15 protein-coding genes are annotated in these 19,754 nt (G+C 55.1%); 6 read left to right on the forward strand and 9 right to left on the reverse strand.

All coding sequences use genetic code 11. The annotated features are described in order from the left end of the window. Positions 1-8: 8 nt before the first annotated feature. The 4 genes from hofC to nadC form a co-directional block, all read right to left on the reverse strand. Positions 9-1,193 (reverse strand): protein transport protein HofC, encoded by a 1,185-nt coding sequence (gene hofC, locus ACN9MQ_RS03585; RefSeq protein ID WP_228176057.1) that lies wholly within the window; start codon positions 1,191-1,193, stop codon positions 9-11. Next, positions 1,183-2,565, reverse strand: a complete 1,383-nt coding sequence (gene gspE / locus ACN9MQ_RS03590) for a type II secretion system protein GspE (protein WP_426021261.1) — start codon at positions 2,563-2,565, stop codon at positions 1,183-1,185. Before gspE ends, hofC begins: the two co-directional genes overlap by 11 nt. Before the next feature lie 10 nt (positions 2,566-2,575). Next, positions 2,576-3,013 carry a prepilin peptidase-dependent pilin gene (gene ppdD, locus ACN9MQ_RS03595; RefSeq protein WP_047743422.1) on the reverse strand — a complete coding sequence of 146 codons (438 nt, stop codon included), beginning with the start codon at positions 3,011-3,013 and terminating at the stop codon, positions 2,576-2,578. A 173-nt stretch (positions 3,014-3,186) separates the two neighbouring features. After that, positions 3,187-4,080, reverse strand: a complete 894-nt coding sequence (gene nadC / locus ACN9MQ_RS03600; protein WP_032679628.1) for a carboxylating nicotinate-nucleotide diphosphorylase — start codon at positions 4,078-4,080, stop codon at positions 3,187-3,189. Positions 4,081-4,167: 87 nt separating this feature from the next. On the opposite strand from nadC, the gene ampD reads away from it, so the two are divergent. Together ampD and ampE are read left to right on the forward strand one after the other, a co-directional pair. Further along, entirely contained in the window at positions 4,168-4,719 is a 552-nt protein-coding gene (ampD, locus tag ACN9MQ_RS03605; RefSeq protein WP_426021227.1) for a 1,6-anhydro-N-acetylmuramyl-L-alanine amidase AmpD, read from the forward strand. 9 nt (positions 4,720-4,728) lie between these two features. Continuing rightward, a complete protein-coding gene (ampE, locus tag ACN9MQ_RS03610; RefSeq protein WP_426021226.1) occupies positions 4,729-5,583 on the forward strand; it encodes a beta-lactamase regulator AmpE in 855 nt (284 codons plus the stop codon). Between the two features lie 18 nt (positions 5,584-5,601). Here ampE and ACN9MQ_RS03615 read toward each other — a convergent pair whose 3' ends face one another. The 3 genes from ACN9MQ_RS03615 to aroP all read right to left on the reverse strand — a co-directional run bounded on the left by ACN9MQ_RS03615 (position 5,602) and on the right by aroP (position 9,495). After that, a complete protein-coding gene (locus tag ACN9MQ_RS03615; protein WP_014168648.1) occupies positions 5,602-6,552 on the reverse strand; it encodes a glycoside hydrolase family 43 protein in 951 nt (316 codons plus the stop codon). 10 nt (positions 6,553-6,562) lie between these two features. Beyond that, positions 6,563-7,960: a glycoside-pentoside-hexuronide (GPH):cation symporter gene (locus ACN9MQ_RS03620; protein ID WP_014168649.1), complete on the reverse strand. Its 1,398-nt coding sequence runs from the start codon at positions 7,958-7,960 to the stop codon at positions 6,563-6,565. A gap of 164 nt (positions 7,961-8,124) precedes the next feature. Continuing rightward, positions 8,125-9,495, reverse strand: coding sequence for an aromatic amino acid transporter AroP (aroP, locus tag ACN9MQ_RS03625; protein WP_014168651.1), 1,371 nt, complete (start codon positions 9,493-9,495; stop codon positions 8,125-8,127). 537 nt (positions 9,496-10,032) lie between these two features. Here aroP and pdhR point away from each other — a divergent pair. The 4 genes from pdhR (at position 10,033) to lpdA (ending at position 17,117) form a co-directional block, all read left to right on the forward strand. Next, on the forward strand, positions 10,033-10,797 hold the full coding sequence (gene pdhR / locus ACN9MQ_RS03630; RefSeq protein ID WP_013095596.1) for a pyruvate dehydrogenase complex transcriptional repressor PdhR: 765 nt from the start codon (positions 10,033-10,035) through the stop codon (positions 10,795-10,797). A gap of 123 nt (positions 10,798-10,920) precedes the next feature. Then, positions 10,921-13,584: a pyruvate dehydrogenase (acetyl-transferring), homodimeric type gene (gene aceE / locus ACN9MQ_RS03635; protein ID WP_086463029.1), complete on the forward strand. Its 2,664-nt coding sequence runs from the start codon at positions 10,921-10,923 to the stop codon at positions 13,582-13,584. Between the two features lie 14 nt (positions 13,585-13,598). Next, positions 13,599-15,494: a pyruvate dehydrogenase complex dihydrolipoyllysine-residue acetyltransferase gene (gene aceF / locus ACN9MQ_RS03640; protein WP_025205387.1), complete on the forward strand. Its 1,896-nt coding sequence runs from the start codon at positions 13,599-13,601 to the stop codon at positions 15,492-15,494. 198 nt (positions 15,495-15,692) lie between these two features. Then, entirely contained in the window at positions 15,693-17,117 is a 1,425-nt protein-coding gene (gene lpdA / locus ACN9MQ_RS03645; RefSeq protein WP_020882589.1) for a dihydrolipoyl dehydrogenase, read from the forward strand. Positions 17,118-17,169: 52 nt separating this feature from the next. On the opposite strand, the gene ACN9MQ_RS03650 is transcribed toward lpdA, so the two are convergent. Further along, positions 17,170-17,961: a DUF2950 family protein gene (locus ACN9MQ_RS03650; RefSeq protein WP_113656575.1), complete on the reverse strand. Its 792-nt coding sequence runs from the start codon at positions 17,959-17,961 to the stop codon at positions 17,170-17,172. 10 nt (positions 17,962-17,971) lie between these two features. Then, positions 17,972-19,507: a DUF3300 domain-containing protein gene (locus ACN9MQ_RS03655; RefSeq protein ID WP_426021225.1), complete on the reverse strand. Its 1,536-nt coding sequence runs from the start codon at positions 19,505-19,507 to the stop codon at positions 17,972-17,974. Positions 19,508-19,754: the final 247 nt, after the last annotated feature.

Genomic DNA, 19,754 nt, shown 5'->3' on the forward strand with positions numbered 1-19,754 from the left:
TGCCAGCGTTATCCCGCACTCATCGCATCCCCGAGATGGAAGATAGGCAGATACATTGCCACCACCAGCGTGCCGATAATCACACCCGTCACGATCAGCAGCACAGGCTCCAGCACGGCAGCCAGGTTATCTGCTGACTGAAAGGTTTGCTCCGTGTGGTGACGCGCCAGGTTTACCAGCATGATATCGAGCGCACCTGACGTTTCACCGGTTCGTAATAGCTGAATACACAGCGGAGTAAAAACCGCCGCCTTTTGAAAGGATGCCCAAAGGGGATAACCCTTTTCAATGTCTTCCCGGATGGCGCGGAGTATCCCCTGCCAGTACCTGCTCTCAACCGTCTCTTCTGCACTCTCCAGACCCTTTAAAAAAGCGATGCCCGCCTGCTGCGTGAGCGACAGCACGGTAAAAATTTGCCCCAGCTTTTGTCCTTTAGCCAGCGCGCCCATGACGGGGATATGCAGCAGTACGTGTTGCCAGCGCGGATCCTGCCGCAAACCCCAGGCGATGATCATGGGAAGGAGTAGCCCCGCGAACAGCGCGAGGGCATAGGACTGTATAAACGTTGCCATTCCCATGACTATTTGTGTCAGCATCGGGAGCGGGGTATTAAACGTTTTGTAGATGGCGGCGAATTCGGGCAAGACCAGAGTGACCATGGCCAGCACCACGAGTACTGCCAGAGCCAGGATTACCATCGGGTAACGCAGTGCCTTTTTCACTTTCGCACTGAGTTGCTGCTGTGATTTTTGTTGCTGGGCAAGTTCACGGCAGCACGTTTCCAGTTTTCCGGTTAGCTCGCCGGTCTTCACCATCGACACATACAGTGGGCTAAATACCGCGGGCCAACGCTTCAGCGCCTCAGAAAAAGGGCATCCTTCACTCAGCTCATCGGCAAGGCTTTGCAAGAGTGCCTGCCAGGGGGTTATCGGATGCTGGTCCGCCAGCATCTGCAGGCTGTCAGACAGTGTCAGGCCTGCCTGCAAAAGCGTGGCGAGCTGGTGAAATACCTCGTAGCGGTGATGTGGTCGCCAGCGATACCTCTGCGTGCAGCGGGTGATTGTCAGAGGATGTAGCGCTTTGCGCATCAGCCTGTCGAAAGCCGCATTGCGGTCAGTGGCCCACAGAGCCCCGCTTCGGGGCTCTCCTTCAACGGATAGCGCACGCCAGCGCCAGAGGTGATTAGCAGCCATCGGGCATTCCCAGGATACGCAGCAACTCTTCGAGCGTGGTCAGTCCCTGTTCAACAGCCATACAGCCATGTTCGAAAAGGGATGTCATTCCTGCCTGACGGGCGCTGGCCTCAATCACCTCTGACCCCGCTCCGCTGGCAATGGCCTGCCGGAGTGTCTGGTCAATGACGAGCACTTCAAAAATGGCGACTCGACCATAAAAACCGTGATAACAGCGCTCACAGCCGGTGGGTTGCCAGCGCGGTAGCGGCCGGGGCCAAACGGAGCGAGGCAGTTCTGCCCGCTTGTCGGTTTCCTGGCGGCAATGGGGGCATAAACGGCGCACCAGCCGCTGGGCGATGACCAGCGAGAGGGCGGAAGAGATCATCCATCGCGCCACCCCCATCTGCTGCAGGCGGATCAGGGTTTCCGCCGTCGAGTTGGTGTGTAGCGTCGACAACACCAGATGCCCGGTTTGTGCGGCATTAATGGCAATCTCTGCCGTTTCGCCATCACGAATTTCGCCGACCATAATGATGTCAGGATCCTGACGTAGCAGCGCTCTCAGCACCGTCTGGAAGGTGAGGCCCGCACGCGGGTTTATCTGCGTCTGGTTTAATCCTGCAAGCGGGATCTCTATCGGGTCTTCCACGCTGCAGATGTTCACATCCGGCGTGTTTCGAGCCTGCAGCGCGCTGTACAGCGTCACGGTTTTACCGCTGCCGGTGGGGCCGGTAACCAGAATCAGCCCCTGCGGCTGGTGGAGCACTTCGCTAAAGCCGGCCAGCTGTTTAGCATTCATCCCCAACGTTTCTGGCTCAAGAGATTGCTGAACCTGATGCAGCAGGCGCAGTACAATTTTTTCACCGCCGCTGCAGGGAAGCGTGGCGATGCGAAATGAGACCGGCTCGTTTGCCAGCTCAATCGTAAACTGACCGTCCTGCGGTAAGCGGCGCTCCGCAATATCGAGGTTACCCAGCACTTTTAACCGGGCGCTGAGCATGGTGGCCAGCGCGGCTGAAAGTGGGGGCTGCGGGCAAAGCACGCCGTCGATGCGCAGGCGAATCTGGCAAGTCTGCTCCATCGGTTCAATATGAATATCAGAAGCGCGTTGGTTTATCGCCTGCTGCAGCGTGTGGTTAAGAATATCCACCGCTGAGTGTGTCGGCGTAACGACGGGCAGATGCGTTTGTGTGGTTAACTGCCGGTGCTTTTCCATGCGCTCGGCGCTCCAGCACTCGATATCAATCCGTTTCTGGGTAGCGAAATGCAGGGCTTCCATCAGTTCAGGGCCGGGGTTTCCCACGACGGCAATGCTAATCATGTCGCTATCGCTGCTCAGCAGAAGGGCATGGTGACGCAGACAAAGTGCGACAAGCTGATCGGTATTCATCATCCGCTCCTCAGTGGGTGTCGAAGCGGAAAACGTCTTCACAGGCCTGCTTGAGCGCGCTGTCGGTACCGATGTTGCAGTCACGCGTCCACCCCGTCATGCCGTTGCCATCATTCCATTGTGGCGTCATGACTACCTCCAGCCCGTTAAGGCTCTCCTGGCCGGTTAAGGTCACGACGCCTTTCGCCACGTTCATGCCTGAAACGTAGCGGGTAGTGGTGGGGGACGGGATGCCATTACTGCCTCCGTCACAGCTCTCCACGCCGCCGTGATCCAGGGCGCAAAGCTCAATGGCGGTGCGGTAGGGAATGAAGGTTTGCAGCATATCGGTCAACGCTGCTTTTCGCAGGTAGTTCTGGTACGCGGGAACGCCGATGGCGCTCAGAATGGCAATAATTCCGATCACCACCATCAGCTCAATGAGTGTGAATCCTTGTTGTCTGTCCATGTCTGCTCCTTACGTTAAGTAGGGCTACTCTGGCAGTGAGACAGCGCAGAGACGAGGGGCAAAAAAAGGAACGTGAAGGGGCTTTCAGGGAATTCGTGGCGTGTTGCAGGGTAGGGCAATGCTTTTGCGAGCGGGAGTGAATTTCCCCTCTCCGCAACGAGAGGGGAGGGACATTATTTGAAGCGCATCGAGAGGTCGAGGGCGCGAACGTGCTTGGTCAGCGCCCCAACGGAGATGAAATCAACGCCGGTCTCGGCGAATTCACGGATCGTATCGAACGTCACGTTGCCGGATACTTCAAGCTGGGCTTTGCCGTTGGTCAGTTTTACTGCCTCGCGCATCTGCCCGGTTTCGAAGTTATCAAGCATGATGATATCGGCGCCGGCCTTGATAGCCTGCTCCAGTTCCTCCAGGTTTTCGACTTCCACTTCGACGGGCACATCCGGATGCAGCCAGAAGGCTTTTTCGACCGCCTGACGCACGGATCCCGAGGCAATGATATGGTTCTCTTTAATCAGGAACGCGTCAGACAACCCCAGACGATGGTTTGCACCGCCGCCACAGAGCACCGCGTATTTCAACGCAGTGCGCAGACCCGGTAGCGTTTTGCGGGTATCCAGCAACTGCGTGCGGGTACCCGCCAGCAGGTCAACGTAGCGACGTACTTCGCTTGCCACACCGGACAACGTCTGCACGAAGTTCAGCGCGGTTCGTTCGCCGGTCAGCAGTACACGGGAAGGTCCATCAAGTTCGAACAGCGGCTGATTTGCCGTAATCGCATCACCGTCGTCGACATGCCAGGTGATCTGCACCTCATCGCCTGCCAGTTGGGTAAAGACCTCTTCAACCCAACGCTTACCGCAAAAAATACCCTCTTCGCGCGTAATAATGACCGCATGTGAGCGAGTCTCTTTTGGCAATAATTGTGCGGTAATATCCCTGTCGGCGCTGACGTCACCGCCCAGATCTTCTTTCAGGGCATGGGCAACGCTTGCCGGAATATCCATATTAATACGTTCCAGAAGCGCTTCACGTCGGTTGTCGGGGTTGTAACGGCGAGGCGGCATGATAAAACTCCAAATTGGTAACGAATCATAATATTGAAACATGCTACTCTGAACCGAGTAACAGCACCATACATAAGGAGTTCCAGCATGTTGTTAGAAAACGGATGGCTGGTGGATGCGCGGCATGTGCCCTCGCCGCACCACGACTGCCGCCCGGAGGATGAAAAGCCCACACTGCTGGTTGTTCATAATATCAGTCTCCCGCCGGGTGAGTTTGGCGGCCCGTGGATCGACGCATTATTCATGGGGAACCTGGATCCTGATGCCCATCCTTTCTTTGCTGAGATTGCGCATCTGCGCGTGTCGGCTCACTGTCTGATCCGTCGCGACGGCGAAGTGGTTCAGTACGTCCCTTTTGATAAGCGTGCCTGGCATGCCGGCGTGTCGATGTACCAGGGACGCGACCGCTGCAATGATTTTTCCATCGGGATTGAGCTGGAAGGCACTGACACCACCCCCTACACCGATTCACAGTATCAACAGTTGGTGGCTGTAACCCAAACGCTGATCGGGCTCTATCCCGCGATAGCCGGGAATATTACGGGACACAGCGATATTGCCCCGGCGAGAAAAACCGATCCCGGCCCGGCTTTTGACTGGCCCCGGTTTCGCGCCTTGCTTACCGCGTCGTCAGAATAAGGAGATAACATGACGTTGTTTACCATGCTGCTGGTTATCATCGCTGAACGCCTGTTCAAACTCGGTGAGCACTGGCATCTGGATCACCGGCTGGAGGTGCTTTTCCGCCGGATTAAACATTTTTCCATGCTGCGCACGCTGCTGATGACCGCTGGCGTGATGGTTATAACGTTTTTACTGCTGCGTTCGCTTTACGGCCTCTTTTTCAACGTGCCGCTGCTGGTGGTGTGGATCCTGCTCGGCGTGCTCTGTATTGGCGCGGGCAAGGTGCGTATGCACTACCACGCCTATCTGAAAGCCGCATCTCGTGACGATGCCCATGCGCGGGGCGCCATGGCGAGCGAGCTGACGATGATCCACGGCGTGCCGCCGGATTGCGATGAGCGTGAATTTTTGCGCGAACTGCAAAATGCGCTGCTGTGGATCAACTTCCGTTACTACCTGGCACCGCTGTTCTGGTTTGTGGTGGGCGGTCCGTGGGGGCCGGTACTGCTGATGGGCTATGCGTTTCTGCGCGCCTGGCAGACCTGGCTTGCCCGTTACCTTACCCCGCATGAACGTTTATTGTCGGGAATCGATGCCATTCTGCATGTGCTGGACTGGCTCCCGGTACGTCTGGTGGGCGTCGTTTATGCGTTAATTGGCCACGGTGAAAAAGCGCTGCCGGCATGGTTTACTTCGCTTGCCGACCGCCACACGTCTCAGTATCAGGTGTTAACACGTCTGGCGCAGTTCTCGCTGGCGCGTGAGCCGCATACCGACAAGATTGAAACGCCGAAAGCGGCTGTCTCCATGGCGAAGAAAACGTCGTTTGTGGTGGTCGTGGTCGTGGCGTTGCTGACCATTTACGGCACGCTGGTCTAAGCCAGCGCACCGTACCGGTCAGAGCGTATCAGCAGGCGGGATGCCAAAGTCAGGCATCCCGTTTTCGTCCCAGCGCACGTGTTTCAGACGCGTGTGACGATTCGGGTCATAGAGCGGGTCGCCTTCAATCTCGGTGTAGTTTCGCGCGTGGTAGACCAGCACGTCCTCTCCCTCCGGCGTTTGCGTAAAGCTGTTATGCCCGGGCCCAAACTGACGATTCTCGACGCTGGTTCGGAAAACCGGACGCGACGCTTTATGCCAGTTCGCCGGATTTTGCGGATCGGCGTTCATGTCTATCCACAGTAACCCCATGCAATAGTTCTCATCTGTAGCGCTGGCGGAGTAGCTGATAAACAGCTTATCTTCATGAAACAGCACTGCCGGACCTTCGTTGACCCAAAATCCGCGGCATTCCCAGTCATACTCCGGTTTACTGAGCATCACCGGCTCGCCTTTGAGCGTCCACGGATTCGCCATTTCGCACAGATAGAGGTTGGAGTTTCCGGCGATATCCGGGGCTTTTTGTGCCCACAAATACCAGCGTTTTCCCTGATGAACGAACGTGGTGGCGTCCAGTGCGAAGGTATCGAACGGGGTGGTAATCTGGCCTTTCTCGATCCACGTCCCGGTGAGGGGATCGTGGTCCGCACACTCCAGCGCAAACATGCGGTGCTGGAACATACCGAGGCTGTCCAGCGCCTGGGTATGGGTGGCGGCAAAATAGATATACCACTTACCGTCAATGTGGTGCAGTTCCGGTGCCCAGATCAGCTGGCTCATCGGCCCGGTCTCCGGTTTACGCCAGACCACGACCTCTTCGGCATCGCGTAGTCCTTCCAGCGAGTCGGCGCGGCGGATCTCGAGCCTGTCGTACTGCGGCACGGAGGCGATAAAGTAGTACAGCCCCTCGTGGTGCAGAATATAGGGGTCGGCACGTTGTTCAATAAACGGGTTTGGCCAGGTGTGCATTCGGCTTTCCTTATTTCGTCTCAGCGGCTTTGAGTTCCTGATAATTATTCAGCTCGCGATAATTGTTGCGGCGCTTCTCGAGGTCTTCCTGGATCTGCTTCATCGTTTCGCGGTCAACCTTCAGCAGACGTACCACGCCTGCGGTAATGAGATACCCGACGCCCGGAATCACGGTAAACAGCAATACAATGCCGTTGATGGCATCCGGACTTTGCGCTTTCGCCCCCGCGTCATAACCGTACCAGGAGAGCAGGAAACCAACCATCGCACCGGCAATCGCCAGCCCCAGTTTGAGGAAGAAGATGTTACCGGAGAAGCTGATTCCGGTGATGCGCTTACCGGTTTTCCACTCACCGTAGTCATCGACGTCGGCCATCAGCGACCAGTGCAGCGGAGACGGGATCTGGTGCAGGATGTTCAGCAGGAAGTAGAGCACCACAATGGTGACCGTGGCTTTCGGATCGAAGAAATAGAAGGCGCAGGAGAAAATCGCCAGCACGATGTTGGTCCAGAAGAACACTTTCAGCTTACACCAGCGGTCGGTGAGGACTTTCGCCAGCATACTGCCGAGCATCATGCCAACCACGCCCAGGCTGATAAACAGCGTGGCGAAATGGGTGCTCTGGCCCATAACCCAGGTCACATAGTACATCGTGGCCGCCATGCGGATAAAGCCCGGGCACACGTTGCACAGGGTCAGCAGCAGAATGCGCACCCACTGGTCGTTCTTCCACACGTCTTTCAGGTCGTTTTTCAGCTCGTCATGAGTCTGTACCGCCGGGCGTACACGCTCGCGAACGGTATAGAAGCAGAACAGGAACATACCGGTACCAATCAGCGCCAGCACGGTCATTGCCATCTGGTAGCCTTTGGCTTTGTTGTCACCACCAAACCAGTCGGCCATCGGTAACAGCGTCAGCGACAGCAGCAGCGTGGCGATACCTACCAGCACAAAGCGATAGGACTGGCAGGCAACACGTTCCTGCGGATCGTTGGTAATCACGCCGCCTAACGAGCAGTAAGGAATGTTGATTGCCGTATAGGTTAAAGAGAGCAGGAAATAGGTGACGAAGGCATAGATAACTTTGCTATTGTAGCTCCACTCTGGCGTGGTGAACATCAGGATGCTGAACAGCGCATAGGGAAAGGCAATCCACAGCAGCCATGGACGAAACCGGCCATATTTACTGCGGGTACGGTCGGCGATGGCCCCCATAATCGGATCCGTTACGGCATCAATTACGCGGACAGACAGCAGCAGTACGCCGACCAGTGCAGGTGCCAGGCCAAAAATATCGGTATAAAAATAATTAACAAACAACATGATGGCGCCAAAGATGATGTTGCAACCTGCATCGCCCATCCCATAGCCGATCTTTTCTTTTACTGACAGTTTAGCGTTATCCATAGACTGCTCTCCGGGTTACGGTATGGAGAGAATTATTTGCTGGCAAACGAATATATGCGTTGCAGTATCAGGGCGGTGATATGGATAAATGCGCTGTTGGCGTGAAACTGTGAGGGAGGTAACAACACGCGGTACCTGCAAAACGCAGATACCGCGGGGGAGACTTAGTGAGCTTTCAGGGCGTTGCGGCTTTTCTGGCTAAACAGATAGCCGATGCCAAGAACGGCAACCCAGACTGGGATCAGGTACACCGAGATTGCCATACCTGGGGTCAGCAGCATGATGACCAGCACTCCCGCCATAAACAGCAGGCAGATCCAGTTGCCCAGCGGATAGAGCAGGGCAGGGAAGCGAGTCTTCACGCCCTGCTGATGCTTGGCACGGCGGAACTTGATGTGTGCCAGGCTGATCATCGCCCAGTTGATAACCAGGGCAGAGACCACCAGCGCCATCAGCAGGCCAAACGCCGATTCCGGGGCCAGATAGTTAATCAGGACACACAGCGCCGTTACGATCGCCGAAACGATGATGGTGTTCACCGGAACGCCACGCTTATCGACGTTGAGCAGCATCTTCGGCGCGTTACCCTGCTGGGCCAGGCCGAACAGCATACGGCTGTTGCAGTATACGCAGCTGTTATAGACCGACAGCGCCGCTGTCAGCACCACGATGTTGAGCGCATTCGCCACGACGGTATCGCCCAGCTCATGGAAAATCAGGACAAACGGGCTGGTGTCGGCAGTAACGCGCGTCCACGGCAGCAGAGAGAGCAGAACGGCCAGTGAGCCCACATAGAAAATCAGAATACGGTAGATAACCTGGTTGGTCGCTTTCGGGATGCTCTGCTCCGGGTTGTCAGCTTCAGCTGCGGTGATGCCGACCAGCTCCAGACCACCGAAGGAGAACATAATGATTGCCATCATCATCACGAGGCCCGTCATGCCGTGAGGCAGGAAGCCGCCCTGTTCCCAGAGGTTGCGTACCGTGGCCTGCGGGCCACCGTTGCCGCTAAACAGCAGCCAGCCGCCAAAGATGATCATCGCCACGACGGCAACCACTTTGATGATGGCAAACCAGAACTCCATCTCACCGAAGACTTTAACGTTGGTGAGGTTGATGGCGTTAATGATGACGAAGAAGGCCGCAGCAGAAGCCCAGGTGGGGATCTCCGGGTACCAGAACTGAATGTATTTCCCGACGGCGGTCAGTTCAGCCATGGCAACCAGAACGTACAACACCCAGTAGTTCCAGCCTGACGCGAAACCGGCGAAACTGCCCCAGTACTTATAGGCAAAGTGGCTGAAAGAGCCCGCAACCGGCTCTTCAACGACCATTTCACCTAACTGGCGCATAATCAGAAAAGCGATAAAACCGGCAATGGCGTAACCCAAAATAATGCCGGGACCGGCAGACTGGATAACGGATGCACTTCCCAGAAACAGTCCAGTGCCAATAGCACCGCCCAGTGCGATTAGCTGTATATGGCGGTTCTTCAGACCGCGCTTTAGCTGATCGCCGTGCTGTTGAGCTTCCATTTGAAACCTCGTGTGTGGTTGTTATGTTCACGCGACGCGTGTGTAATTATGAATATCCGTTTTCTGTATTTATTTCTTTACGGTCAATGAGACCGAAAAAAGCGGAGATGTCTTCCGTAAGCGCCAGAATAGTGGTAAGCGCCAGCGAATGCACCTGCTTTATGACGGGGCGATGACGAGTTGAATAAAAAGAAAGCATTTGTAAATCACCCCGCTAACCCTTCTTACCCCAACCTATAGAATAGAAATGCTCCGTAAGTGGGCAAAATTTCATATTTTGCGTTGTTGAATCGCTTCAGATTGCAAAAGCCCTCGTTTCATTAAGGTTAAAACTCCCACTATGGGAGTAACTAACTCATTTGTGCGAAGTTACATTTCTGAAACGTTATTTCTGTAAGGTTGTTAAAATGTGCAGGGTTTACTGATTTCAATCAAAACCAATATGGACAGAAGGTGAATACTTTGTTACTTTAGCGATACGAACTTGAAATTGGTAAGACCAATTGACTCCGGGCAAAAAGGCGTAAGACAGGGAATATGGCCTACAGCAAAATTCGCCAACCAAAACTATCTGATGTGATTGAGCAGCAGCTGGAGTTTTTAATCCTCGAAGGGACACTGCGCCCGGGTGAGAAACTTCCGCCAGAACGCGAGCTGGCAAAACAGTTCGACGTTTCACGTCCCTCTCTGCGTGAGGCGATTCAACGTCTCGAAGCAAAGGGCTTGCTGCTTCGTCGCCAGGGCGGCGGAACCTTTGTGCAAAACAGCCTGTGGCAGAGCTTCAGCGATCCGCTGGTAGAACTTCTCTCTGACCACCCAGAATCCCAGTTTGATCTGCTTGAGACCCGTCACGCGCTAGAAGGTATCGCGGCCTATTACGCCGCACTTCGTAGCACTGATGAAGATCGCGTGCGTATCCGCGAACTTCATCAGGCCATTGAACGGGCACAGCAATCCGGCGATTTAGACGCCGAGTCCAATGCCGTTGTCCAGTATCAAATCGCCGTCACCGAAGCTGCACACAATGTTGTGCTCCTCCATCTGCTACGCTGCATGGAGCCGATGCTGGCCCAGAACGTTCGTCAGAATTTTGAATTGTTGTATGCCCGTCGGGACATGCTCCCATTGGTAAGCAACCATCGCACCCGAGTATTCGAGGCGATAATGGCCGGGGAACCGGAGCAGGCGCGCGAAGCGTCGCACCGACATCTGGCTTTCATTGAGGAAATCTTGCTGGACCGCAGCCGTGAACAATCGCGTCGCGAACGTTCATTACGCCGCATACAGCAACGAAAGGATTAAGCGCCAGGGTTTTTTAGAGCGCGGCAACTAAACGCAGAACCTGTCTTATTGTGTTCTTGCCCAAGAGCACAATGGGACAGGTTCCAGACAAATCAACGTATTAGATAGATAAGGAATACCCCCATGTCAGAACGTCTCCAAAATGACGTGGATCCGATCGAAACTCGCGACTGGCTACAGGCGATCGAATCGGTCATCCGTGAAGAAGGTGTTGAGCGTGCTCAGTATCTGATTGATCAGCTGCTTTCTGAAGCCCGCAAAGGCGGTGTGAAGGTTGCTTCAGGTGCAGGGGCTAGCAACTACGTAAACACGATTGCCGTTGAAGACGAACCGGAATACCCGGGCAATCTGGATCTGGAACGCCGTATCCGTTCTGCAATCCGCTGGAACGCCATCATGACCGTTCTGCGCGCGTCCAAGAAAGACCTGGAGCTGGGTGGCCACATGGCGTCCTTCCAGTCTTCTGCGACCGTTTACGAAGTGTGTTTCAACCACTTCTTCCGTGCAGCTAACGAGAAAGACGGCGGCGATCTGGTGTACTTCCAGGGCCACATCTCTCCGGGCATCTATGCACGTGCATTCCTGGAAGGTCGTCTGACTGAAGAGCAGATGAACAACTTCCGTCAGGAAGTTCACGGTAAAGGTCTGTCTTCTTACCCACACCCTAAACTGATGCCAGAATTCTGGCAGTTCCCGACAGTATCCATGGGTCTGGGCCCAATCGGTGCTATCTATCAGGCTAAATTCCTGAAATATCTGGAACACCGTGGTCTGAAAGACACCTCTGAACAGACCGTCTACGCCTTCCTGGGCGATGGCGAGATGGATGAGCCAGAATCGAAAGGCGCAATCACCATTGCGACCCGTGAGAAACTGGACAACCTGTGCTTCATCATCAACTGTAACCTGCAGCGTCTGGATGGTCCGGTAACCGGTAACGGCAAGATCATCAACGAACTGGAAGGCATCTTCGCAGGTGCTGGCTGGAACGTGATCAAAGTGATGTGGGGTTCCCGTTGGGACGAACTGCTGCGTAAAGACACCAGCGGTAAACTGATCCAGCTGATGAACGAAACCGTTGACGGTGACTACCAGACCTTCAAATCCAAAGACGGTGCCTACGTTCGTGAGCACTTCTTCGGTAAATATCCTGAAACCGCAGCACTGGTTGCAGACTGGACTGACGAACAGATCTGGGCTCTGAACCGTGGCGGCCACGATCCGAAGAAAATTTACGCTGCACTGAAAAAAGCGCGTGAAACCAAAGGTAAAGCGACTGTAATCCTGGCCCATACCATCAAAGGTTACGGCATGGGTGATACCGCAGAAGGTAAAAACATCGCTCACCAGGTTAAGAAAATGAACATGGACGGCGTGCGTTATATCCGCGACCGTTTCAACGTTCCAGTGACCGATGAGCAGGTAGAAAACCTGTCCTACATCACCTTCCCTGAAGGTTCTGAAGAGCATAAGTACCTGCACGAACGTCGTCAGGCGCTGAAAGGCTACCTGCCAGCTCGTCAGCCTAACTTCACCGAGAAGCTGGAACTGCCAGCGCTGGAAGATTTCTCTCAGCTGCTTGAAGAGCAGAACAAAGAGATCTCTACCACTATCGCTTTCGTTCGTGCCCTGAACGTGATGCTGAAGAACAAGTCGATCAAAGATCGTCTGGTTCCAATCATTGCCGACGAAGCGCGTACTTTCGGTATGGAAGGTCTGTTCCGTCAGATCGGTATTTACAGCCCGAACGGCCAGCAGTACACCCCGCAGGACCGTGAGCAGGTTGCTTACTACAAAGAAGACGAGAAAGGTCAGATCCTGCAGGAAGGTATCAACGAGCTGGGCGCAGGCGCATCCTGGCTGGCTGCTGCGACCTCTTACAGCACCAACAACCTGCCGATGATCCCGTTCTACATTTACTACTCCATGTTCGGGTTCCAGCGTATCGGTGACCTGTGCTGGCAGGCAGGCGACCAGCAGGCTCGCGGCTTCCTGATCGGTGGTACTTCTGGTCGTACGACCCTGAACGGTGAAGGTCTGCAGCACGAAGATGGTCACAGCCATATTCAGTCTCTGACTATCCCTAACTGTATCTCTTACGACCCGTCTTACGCGTACGAAGTGGCAGTCATCATGCATGACGGTCTGCATCGCATGTACGGTGAAGCGCAAGAGAACATTTACTACTACATCACCACGCTGAACGAAAACTACCACATGCCGGCCATGCCAGCAGGTGCCGAGGAAGGTATCCGTAAAGGTATCTACAAACTCGAAACCGTTGCAGGTAGCAAAGGTAAAGTTCAGTTGCTGGGCTCCGGTTCTATCCTGCGTCACGTACGTGAAGCGGCACAGATCCTGGCGAACGACTACGGCGTTGGCTCTGACGTGTACAGCGTAACGTCCTTCACTGAACTGGCGCGTGATGGCCAGGATTGTGAGCGCTGGAACATGCTGCACCCAATGGAAACGCCACGCGTTCCATACATCGCTCAGGTGATGAACGACGCGCCTGCGGTTGCGTCTACTGACTATATGAAACTGTTCGCTGAGCAGGTTCGTACTTACGTACCGGCTGATGATTACCGCGTACTGGGTACTGACGGCTTCGGTCGTTCTGACAGCCGCGAAAACCTGCGTCACCACTTCGAAGTGGATGCATCTTACGTGGTTGTAGCAGCACTGGGCGAACTGGCTAAACGTGGCGAAATCGATAAGAAAGTGGTTGCGGACGCAATCACCAAATTCAACATCGATGCAGATAAAGTTAACCCGCGTCTGGCGTAAGAGGTAAAAGAAGAATGGCTATCGAAATCAAAGTACCGGACATCGGGGCTGATGAAGTTGAAATCACCGAGATCCTGGTCAAAGTGGGCGACAAAGTTGAAGCTGAACAGTCGCTGATCACTGTAGAAGGCGATAAAGCCTCTATGGAAGTTCCGTCTCCTCAGGCTGGCATCGTTAAAGAGATCAAAGTCTCTGTTGGCGATAAAACCGAGACTGGCAAACTGATCATGATTTTCGATTCCGCCGACGGTGCAGCAGCTGCTGCACCTGCGCAGGAAGAGAAGAAAGAAGCTGCTCCTGCGGCTGCTGCACCAGCAGCTGCTGCGGCAAAAGAAGTCAACGTGCCTGACATCGGCGGTGACGAAGTAGAAGTCACTGAAATCCTGGTGAAAGTGGGCGATACCGTTACGGCTGAGCAGTCCCTGATCACCGTAGAAGGCGACAAAGCCTCTATGGAAGTGCCGGCGCCATTCGCAGGTACGGTTAAAGAGATCAAGATCAACACCGGTGACAAAGTTTCTACCGGCTCTCTGATCATGATCTTCGAAGTGGCAGGTGCTGCACCTGCTGCCGCACCTGCTCAGGCTGCTGCGCCAGCGCCGGCCGCTGCACCTGCTGCTGGCGGTGCGAAAGATGTCAACGTACCTGACATCGGTGGTGACGAAGTTGAAGTCACCGAAGTGATGGTAAAAGTGGGCGACAAAGTTGCTGCTGAACAGTCATTGATCACCGTTGAAGGCGACAAAGCGTCTATGGAAGTACCCGCGCCATTCGCGGGTACCGTTAAAGAGATCAAAATTAGCACCGGCGACAAAGTGTCTACGGGCTCTCTGATCATGGTCTTCGAAGTGGAAGGCGCTGCGCCAGCTGCTGCTCCGGCAGCCGCTGCTGCACCAGCACCTGCCGCTGCACCGGCTCAGGCGGCTAAACCTGCTGCTGCCCCTGCTGCAAAAGCAGAAGGTAAATCTGAGTTCGCTGAGAACGACGCTTACGTTCACGCTACGCCACTGATTCGTCGCCTGGCGCGCGAATTCGGTGTAAACCTGGCGAAAGTGAAAGGGACTGGCCGTAAAGGTCGTATCCTGCGCGAAGACGTTCAGGCCTATGTGAAAGACGCGGTGAAACGCGCTGAAGCTGCCCCTGCTGCTGCCGCTGGCGGCGGTATCCCGGGCATGCTGCCATGGCCGAAAGTGGACTTCAGCAAGTTCGGTGAAATCGAAGAAGTGGAACTGGGTCGTATCCAGAAAATCTCTGGTGCCAACCTGAGCCGTAACTGGGTGATGATCCCGCACGTTACGCACTTCGACAAAACGGATATCACCGATCTGGAAGCGTTCCGTAAACAGCAGAATGCCGAAGCTGAGAAGCGTAAACTGGACGTGAAATTCACCCCAGTCGTCTTCATCATGAAAGCCGTTGCTGCGGCGCTTGAGCAGATGCCACGCTTCAACAGCTCCCTGTCCGAAGATGGGCAGAAGCTGACGCTGAAGAAATACATCAACATCGGTGTTGCGGTTGATACGCCAAATGGTCTGGTTGTTCCGGTCTTTAAAGACGTGAACAAGAAGAGCATCACTGAGCTGTCCCGTGAACTGACCACCATCTCCAAAAAAGCGCGTGATGGTAAGCTGACTGCTGGCGAAATGCAGGGCGGCTGCTTCACTATCTCCAGCATCGGCGGCCTGGGTACTACCCACTTCGCACCGATTGTTAACGCGCCGGAAGTGGCTATCCTCGGTGTGTCCAAGTCCGCGATGGAACCGGTATGGAATGGCAAAGAGTTCGTGCCGCGTCTGATGATGCCAATCTCTCTGTCCTTCGACCACCGCGTGATCGACGGTGCTGATGGTGCGCGTTTCATCACCATCATCAACAACACCCTGAGCGACATTCGCCGCCTGGTGATGTAATCGAAAAGCCGGCCAGTCGGCCGGCTTTTTTCTGTTAATCTCATGTGGTCTGTGAGGTTATTGGCGAAAAGCGACAATTCGTGAGCCGTTTGTTGTTTCAAAATTGTTAACAATTTTGTAAACTGCGGGCGGATAGAACGTCCCGGTGGATGAAGGGCGACAAGTACCTGGACCGCCGGAAATCAATAAGAGGTCATGATGAGTACTGAAATCAAAACTCAGGTCGTGGTACTTGGGGCAGGCCCGGCGGGTTACTCTGCTGCCTTCCGTTGCGCTGATTTAGGTCTGGAAACCGTAATCGTAGAACGCTACAACACCCTCGGTGGTGTTTGCCTGAACGTAGGCTGTATCCCTTCTAAAGCTCTGCTGCACGTTGCGAAAGTTATCGAAGAAGCCAAAGCACTGGCTGAACACGGTATCGTCTTCGGCGAGCCGAAAACCGATATCGACAAGATTCGTACCTGGAAAGAGAAAGTTATCACTCAGCTGACCGGTGGTCTGGCAGGTATGGCCAAAGGCCGTAAAGTGAAAGTGGTAAACGGTCTGGGTAAATTCACCGGCGCGAACACCCTGGAAGTGGAAGGCGAAAACGGCAAAACCGTTATTAACTTCGACAACGCGATCATCGCTGCGGGCTCCCGTCCAATTCAGCTGCCATTCATTCCACATGAAGATCCACGCGTGTGGGATTCCACCGATGCGCTGGAGCTGAAATCCGTACCTAAGCGTATGCTGGTTATGGGTGGCGGTATCATCGGTCTGGAAATGGGTACCGTGTACCATGCGCTGGGTTCAGAGATCGACGTGGTTGAAATGTTCGACCAGGTAATCCCGGCGGCCGATAAAGACATCGTTAAAGTCTTCACCAAACGTATCAGCAAGAAATTCAACCTGATGCTGGAAACCAAAGTGACTGCCGTTGAAGCGAAAGAAGACGGTATTTACGTTTCCATGGAAGGCAAAAAAGCCCCTGCCGAACCACAGCGTTACGACGCCGTGCTGGTGGCTATCGGCCGTGTGCCGAACGGTAAAAACCTCGACGCGGGCAAAGCTGGCGTGGAAGTGGACGACCGTGGCTTCATCCGCGTTGACAAACAGCTGCGCACCAACGTGCCGCACATCTTTGCTATCGGCGATATCGTCGGTCAGCCAATGCTGGCGCACAAAGGTGTTCACGAAGGTCACGTTGCCGCTGAAGTTATCGCCGGCATGAAACACTACTTCGATCCGAAAGTGATCCCATCTATCGCTTACACCGAGCCAGAAGTGGCATGGGTGGGTCTGACTGAGAAAGAAGCGAAAGAGAAAGGCATCAGCTACGAAACCGCCACCTTCCCGTGGGCTGCTTCTGGCCGTGCTATCGCTTCCGACTGCGCAGACGGTATGACCAAACTGATCTTCGACAAAGAGACTCACCGTGTGATCGGTGGTGCGATTGTTGGTACCAACGGCGGCGAGCTGCTGGGTGAGATCGGTCTGGCTATCGAAATGGGTTGTGACGCTGAAGACATCGCGCTGACCATCCACGCTCACCCGACTCTGCACGAGTCTGTTGGCCTGGCGGCAGAAGTGTTCGAAGGTAGCATCACCGACCTGCCTAACGCGAAAGCGAAGAAGAAATAAGTTTCTTCATGATTGCGAAACGCCTCCTCCGGAGGCGTTTTTTTTGCCTGCGTTATGGGGCGACCGGTTGCCAGGTGTGATCCAGGTGATAAGCAGGTAACGCCTGCGCTTTCTTCTCTGACTCGCTGCCGAGGTCCGACTGGTACACCTTGTCGGTCTGGTTTATTACAAAGCTCATCACGCCCGTCTGGCCGTAGCTGACTGGCCAGGCCACCATGGCAAAACCGTTTTTATCCGGCAGGATGCGAAAGCGGTAGCCGTGATAGCCAGTGCCGGGTTCTTTCGGGCTGAAGGCCGGACCGAGTGGGCTGGGGGCTTCGCCGGGCAAGGCCGGCCAGTATAAGCCGTCTTTTTTGCCGGCTGAGCTGACAATCCTCTGCGCATATTTCTGGTTCAGCGCAAAATAGCTTTGCTGTGCATCCACATACGCGTGCAGCGCCTCGATGGCGGCGAGCTCGTTGCGGCCAATCTCGCGGGTCAGGATCTCTTCAGCCCCTTCTTTGATATCAAATTGCCAGCCAGAGGCGGTTTTGATCACCGGAATCGGTAGCTGCCAGTCGCTGGCACCGACCACCAGATGTGCCTTATTCCCGTCAACGACCGTATTGTGCCGAACTTTCCAGTCGCGCAGGAAGCGATCCACGGCATCAGGATCCACCCCTTCCGGCGGCAGAAAATCACGCCAGTTCTCACCGAGCAGGGTGTTCATCGCGCTTTCATTTTGCTCACTGATGGCGCTGGCCAGCGCATCGGTTGCCTGGTCTGGCGTGCTGAAAGATTGCTGCGCCATTGCGGCGGCCGACAGCATGAATAACGCGATCCCACTGAGTAATTTGCTTTTCATGTCGGCTTCCTTAACGGTGACGGAATTCACGGTGTTCAGCACGCCCGGTAGACGTCTGGCGCGGTTGCTGATGGCGGGCAGCCTGTTGCCGGCTCTGGGCACCTCGCTGCTGCTGGGCTTGCCAGTTGGCGGAACGACTGTCGTTACCGCTGAGCGCATTGGCGCGCGGCTGGCTACTCCGCGCAGGCTGCGAAACCCGTTTCTCTTGCCTTTGCGTGGTGGTCGGGCGGCTGTCTCGCGTCTTAGCGGCTGTCCGCTGTGCCGTTTGCGGTTTGGTGTCGTAGCCCCGGTAGTTGTTGCGCTGGGAAATTTGCTTCAGCTGGTCGGTTGACGCCTGACGCTGTGCATCTTTGGTGCCCGGACGCGCGGTTTGCGGGAAGGTTTTTCCCGTTGATTTCTCCATCTGGCTCAGCGCAGCCTGCCGTTGGCTGTCCCGGTTGACCGGTTTTTGCTGCGTCGCGCTTAGCCCCGTTGCCGTGTTCGTTGAGTGGAAGCGATTGTTGAGCGTGTTAGTGGGATAGGGCACTCCTTCACGATAGGCCGGGTTATGCTGCCAGGTGCGGTTGGCGTCCGTCAGGCGCTGGCCGCTGATTTTATTAAAGTTCTCAACATTGATATTGATGTTGTTATCACCGTTGCGGTTATAGCCGCCGTGGTGATCCCAGTCGTCATCATGGTGGTGATCCCAGTCATCGTCATCATCCCAGTCGATGTTGCTGAAAATAGCGTAGGTGGTCGCCACGCCCAGGCTGAACCCTAAGCCTTTGACCAGGCTGTCCGTAAACTGCTCTCCCGGGGAGGGCGGTAAATAGACGGGCGGATAAGCGGTGTTCGGCCAGGTGCCATACACGGTATTCGGGTTGTAGGTGGGAACGTAAACCACCTGCGGGTCGGCAGACTCAATTTTAATGACCGTCGGGGCTGACGTCGTGGCGTTGCTTGTTGTCTGGCCGGTGGCCGTTTTCGCCGGGGCCGGTTTTGTCTCGGTGGTGACCGTTTGCTGCGGTGTTGATTGCAATGCACCGGTTTGCTGCGCCAGCAAACGCAGACGTTGCACGGAATCCATCACATCTTTCGGCTGCGCGAGAAACGCGTCGCCCAGGCTCTGCACCCAGGGTGGATTTTCGCCCATCAGGGACATCAGCTGAGGAAACGCCACCAGTGATTTTACGCTCGGATCCCAGGGTTGATTCGCCACGGCCTGAATGGCGGCATCGCCCTGCAGTTTAGGGTTGTCTTTTGACCACTGTGCCGCCTGGATGACGTTGGCCGGGTAAGTCGAAGCCATCAAAATTTGCGATAGCAGGGCATCCGGGTAGAGCGCGATGGGGGCAACCCACTGATCAATTTGCGCGGCCGTGTAGGCTGGCGCGACGACCGGTGCTGGCTGAGCGGCAGGCGGCGCAGCCGGTTGTTGTGCGACGGGGGCAGGGGCAGGAGACACAGGCTCCGTTGCGCGGCTTTTAACGAACATGACGCCTGAGGCGGCAAACAGCCCGGCACTGCACAGAAGGACAAGCAGTTGTGGCTTAAAGGGCAACTTCATAAAATGACTCCAACGAGACAAGCGCTGTGCCGTGAGGCGTTACGGTTGGCGTGAGTATCAATCACCCGTCTTTTACTGTTTTGACTTTTGTGGGGAATCATCCGGTACGTCCGGATAAAGAGTGTGAGTATTTATTACACAATTATATCGGATGGCTGAAATGCCGCCGGAATATTCAGAAGGTCGCACTCACGGTTTTTTGCAGTCAGAATTCGTTGCACCTGCCCGCTACACCATGCTTAACGAT

Origin of the sequence: Enterobacter sp. R-25 (genome assembly GCF_049913205.1) — a bacterium.
GTDB lineage: Bacteria > Pseudomonadota > Gammaproteobacteria > Enterobacterales > Enterobacteriaceae > Enterobacter > Enterobacter ludwigii.

Excerpts from the sequence above, each read along its gene's own strand:
- hofC (WP_228176057.1), bottom strand. The coding sequence starts at position 1,193 with ATGGCTGCTAATCACCTCTGGCGCTGGCGTGCGCTATCCGTTGAAGGA.
- gspE (WP_426021261.1), bottom strand. The coding sequence starts at position 2,565 with ATGAATACCGATCAGCTTGTCGCACTTTGTCTGCGTCACCATGCCCTT.
- ppdD (WP_047743422.1), bottom strand. The coding sequence starts at position 3,013 with ATGGACAGACAACAAGGATTCACACTCATTGAGCTGATGGTGGTGATC.
- nadC (WP_032679628.1), bottom strand. The coding sequence starts at position 4,080 with ATGCCGCCTCGCCGTTACAACCCCGACAACCGACGTGAAGCGCTTCTG.
- ampD (WP_426021227.1), top strand. The coding sequence starts at position 4,168 with ATGTTGTTAGAAAACGGATGGCTGGTGGATGCGCGGCATGTGCCCTCG.
- ampE (WP_426021226.1), top strand. The coding sequence starts at position 4,729 with ATGACGTTGTTTACCATGCTGCTGGTTATCATCGCTGAACGCCTGTTC.
- ACN9MQ_RS03615 (WP_014168648.1), bottom strand. The coding sequence starts at position 6,552 with ATGCACACCTGGCCAAACCCGTTTATTGAACAACGTGCCGACCCCTAT.
- ACN9MQ_RS03620 (WP_014168649.1), bottom strand. The coding sequence starts at position 7,960 with ATGGATAACGCTAAACTGTCAGTAAAAGAAAAGATCGGCTATGGGATG.
- aroP (WP_014168651.1), bottom strand. The coding sequence starts at position 9,495 with ATGGAAGCTCAACAGCACGGCGATCAGCTAAAGCGCGGTCTGAAGAAC.
- pdhR (WP_013095596.1), top strand. The coding sequence starts at position 10,033 with ATGGCCTACAGCAAAATTCGCCAACCAAAACTATCTGATGTGATTGAG.
- aceE (WP_086463029.1), top strand. The coding sequence starts at position 10,921 with ATGTCAGAACGTCTCCAAAATGACGTGGATCCGATCGAAACTCGCGAC.
- aceF (WP_025205387.1), top strand. The coding sequence starts at position 13,599 with ATGGCTATCGAAATCAAAGTACCGGACATCGGGGCTGATGAAGTTGAA.
- lpdA (WP_020882589.1), top strand. The coding sequence starts at position 15,693 with ATGAGTACTGAAATCAAAACTCAGGTCGTGGTACTTGGGGCAGGCCCG.
- ACN9MQ_RS03650 (WP_113656575.1), bottom strand. The coding sequence starts at position 17,961 with ATGAAAAGCAAATTACTCAGTGGGATCGCGTTATTCATGCTGTCGGCC.
- ACN9MQ_RS03655 (WP_426021225.1), bottom strand. The coding sequence starts at position 19,507 with ATGAAGTTGCCCTTTAAGCCACAACTGCTTGTCCTTCTGTGCAGTGCC.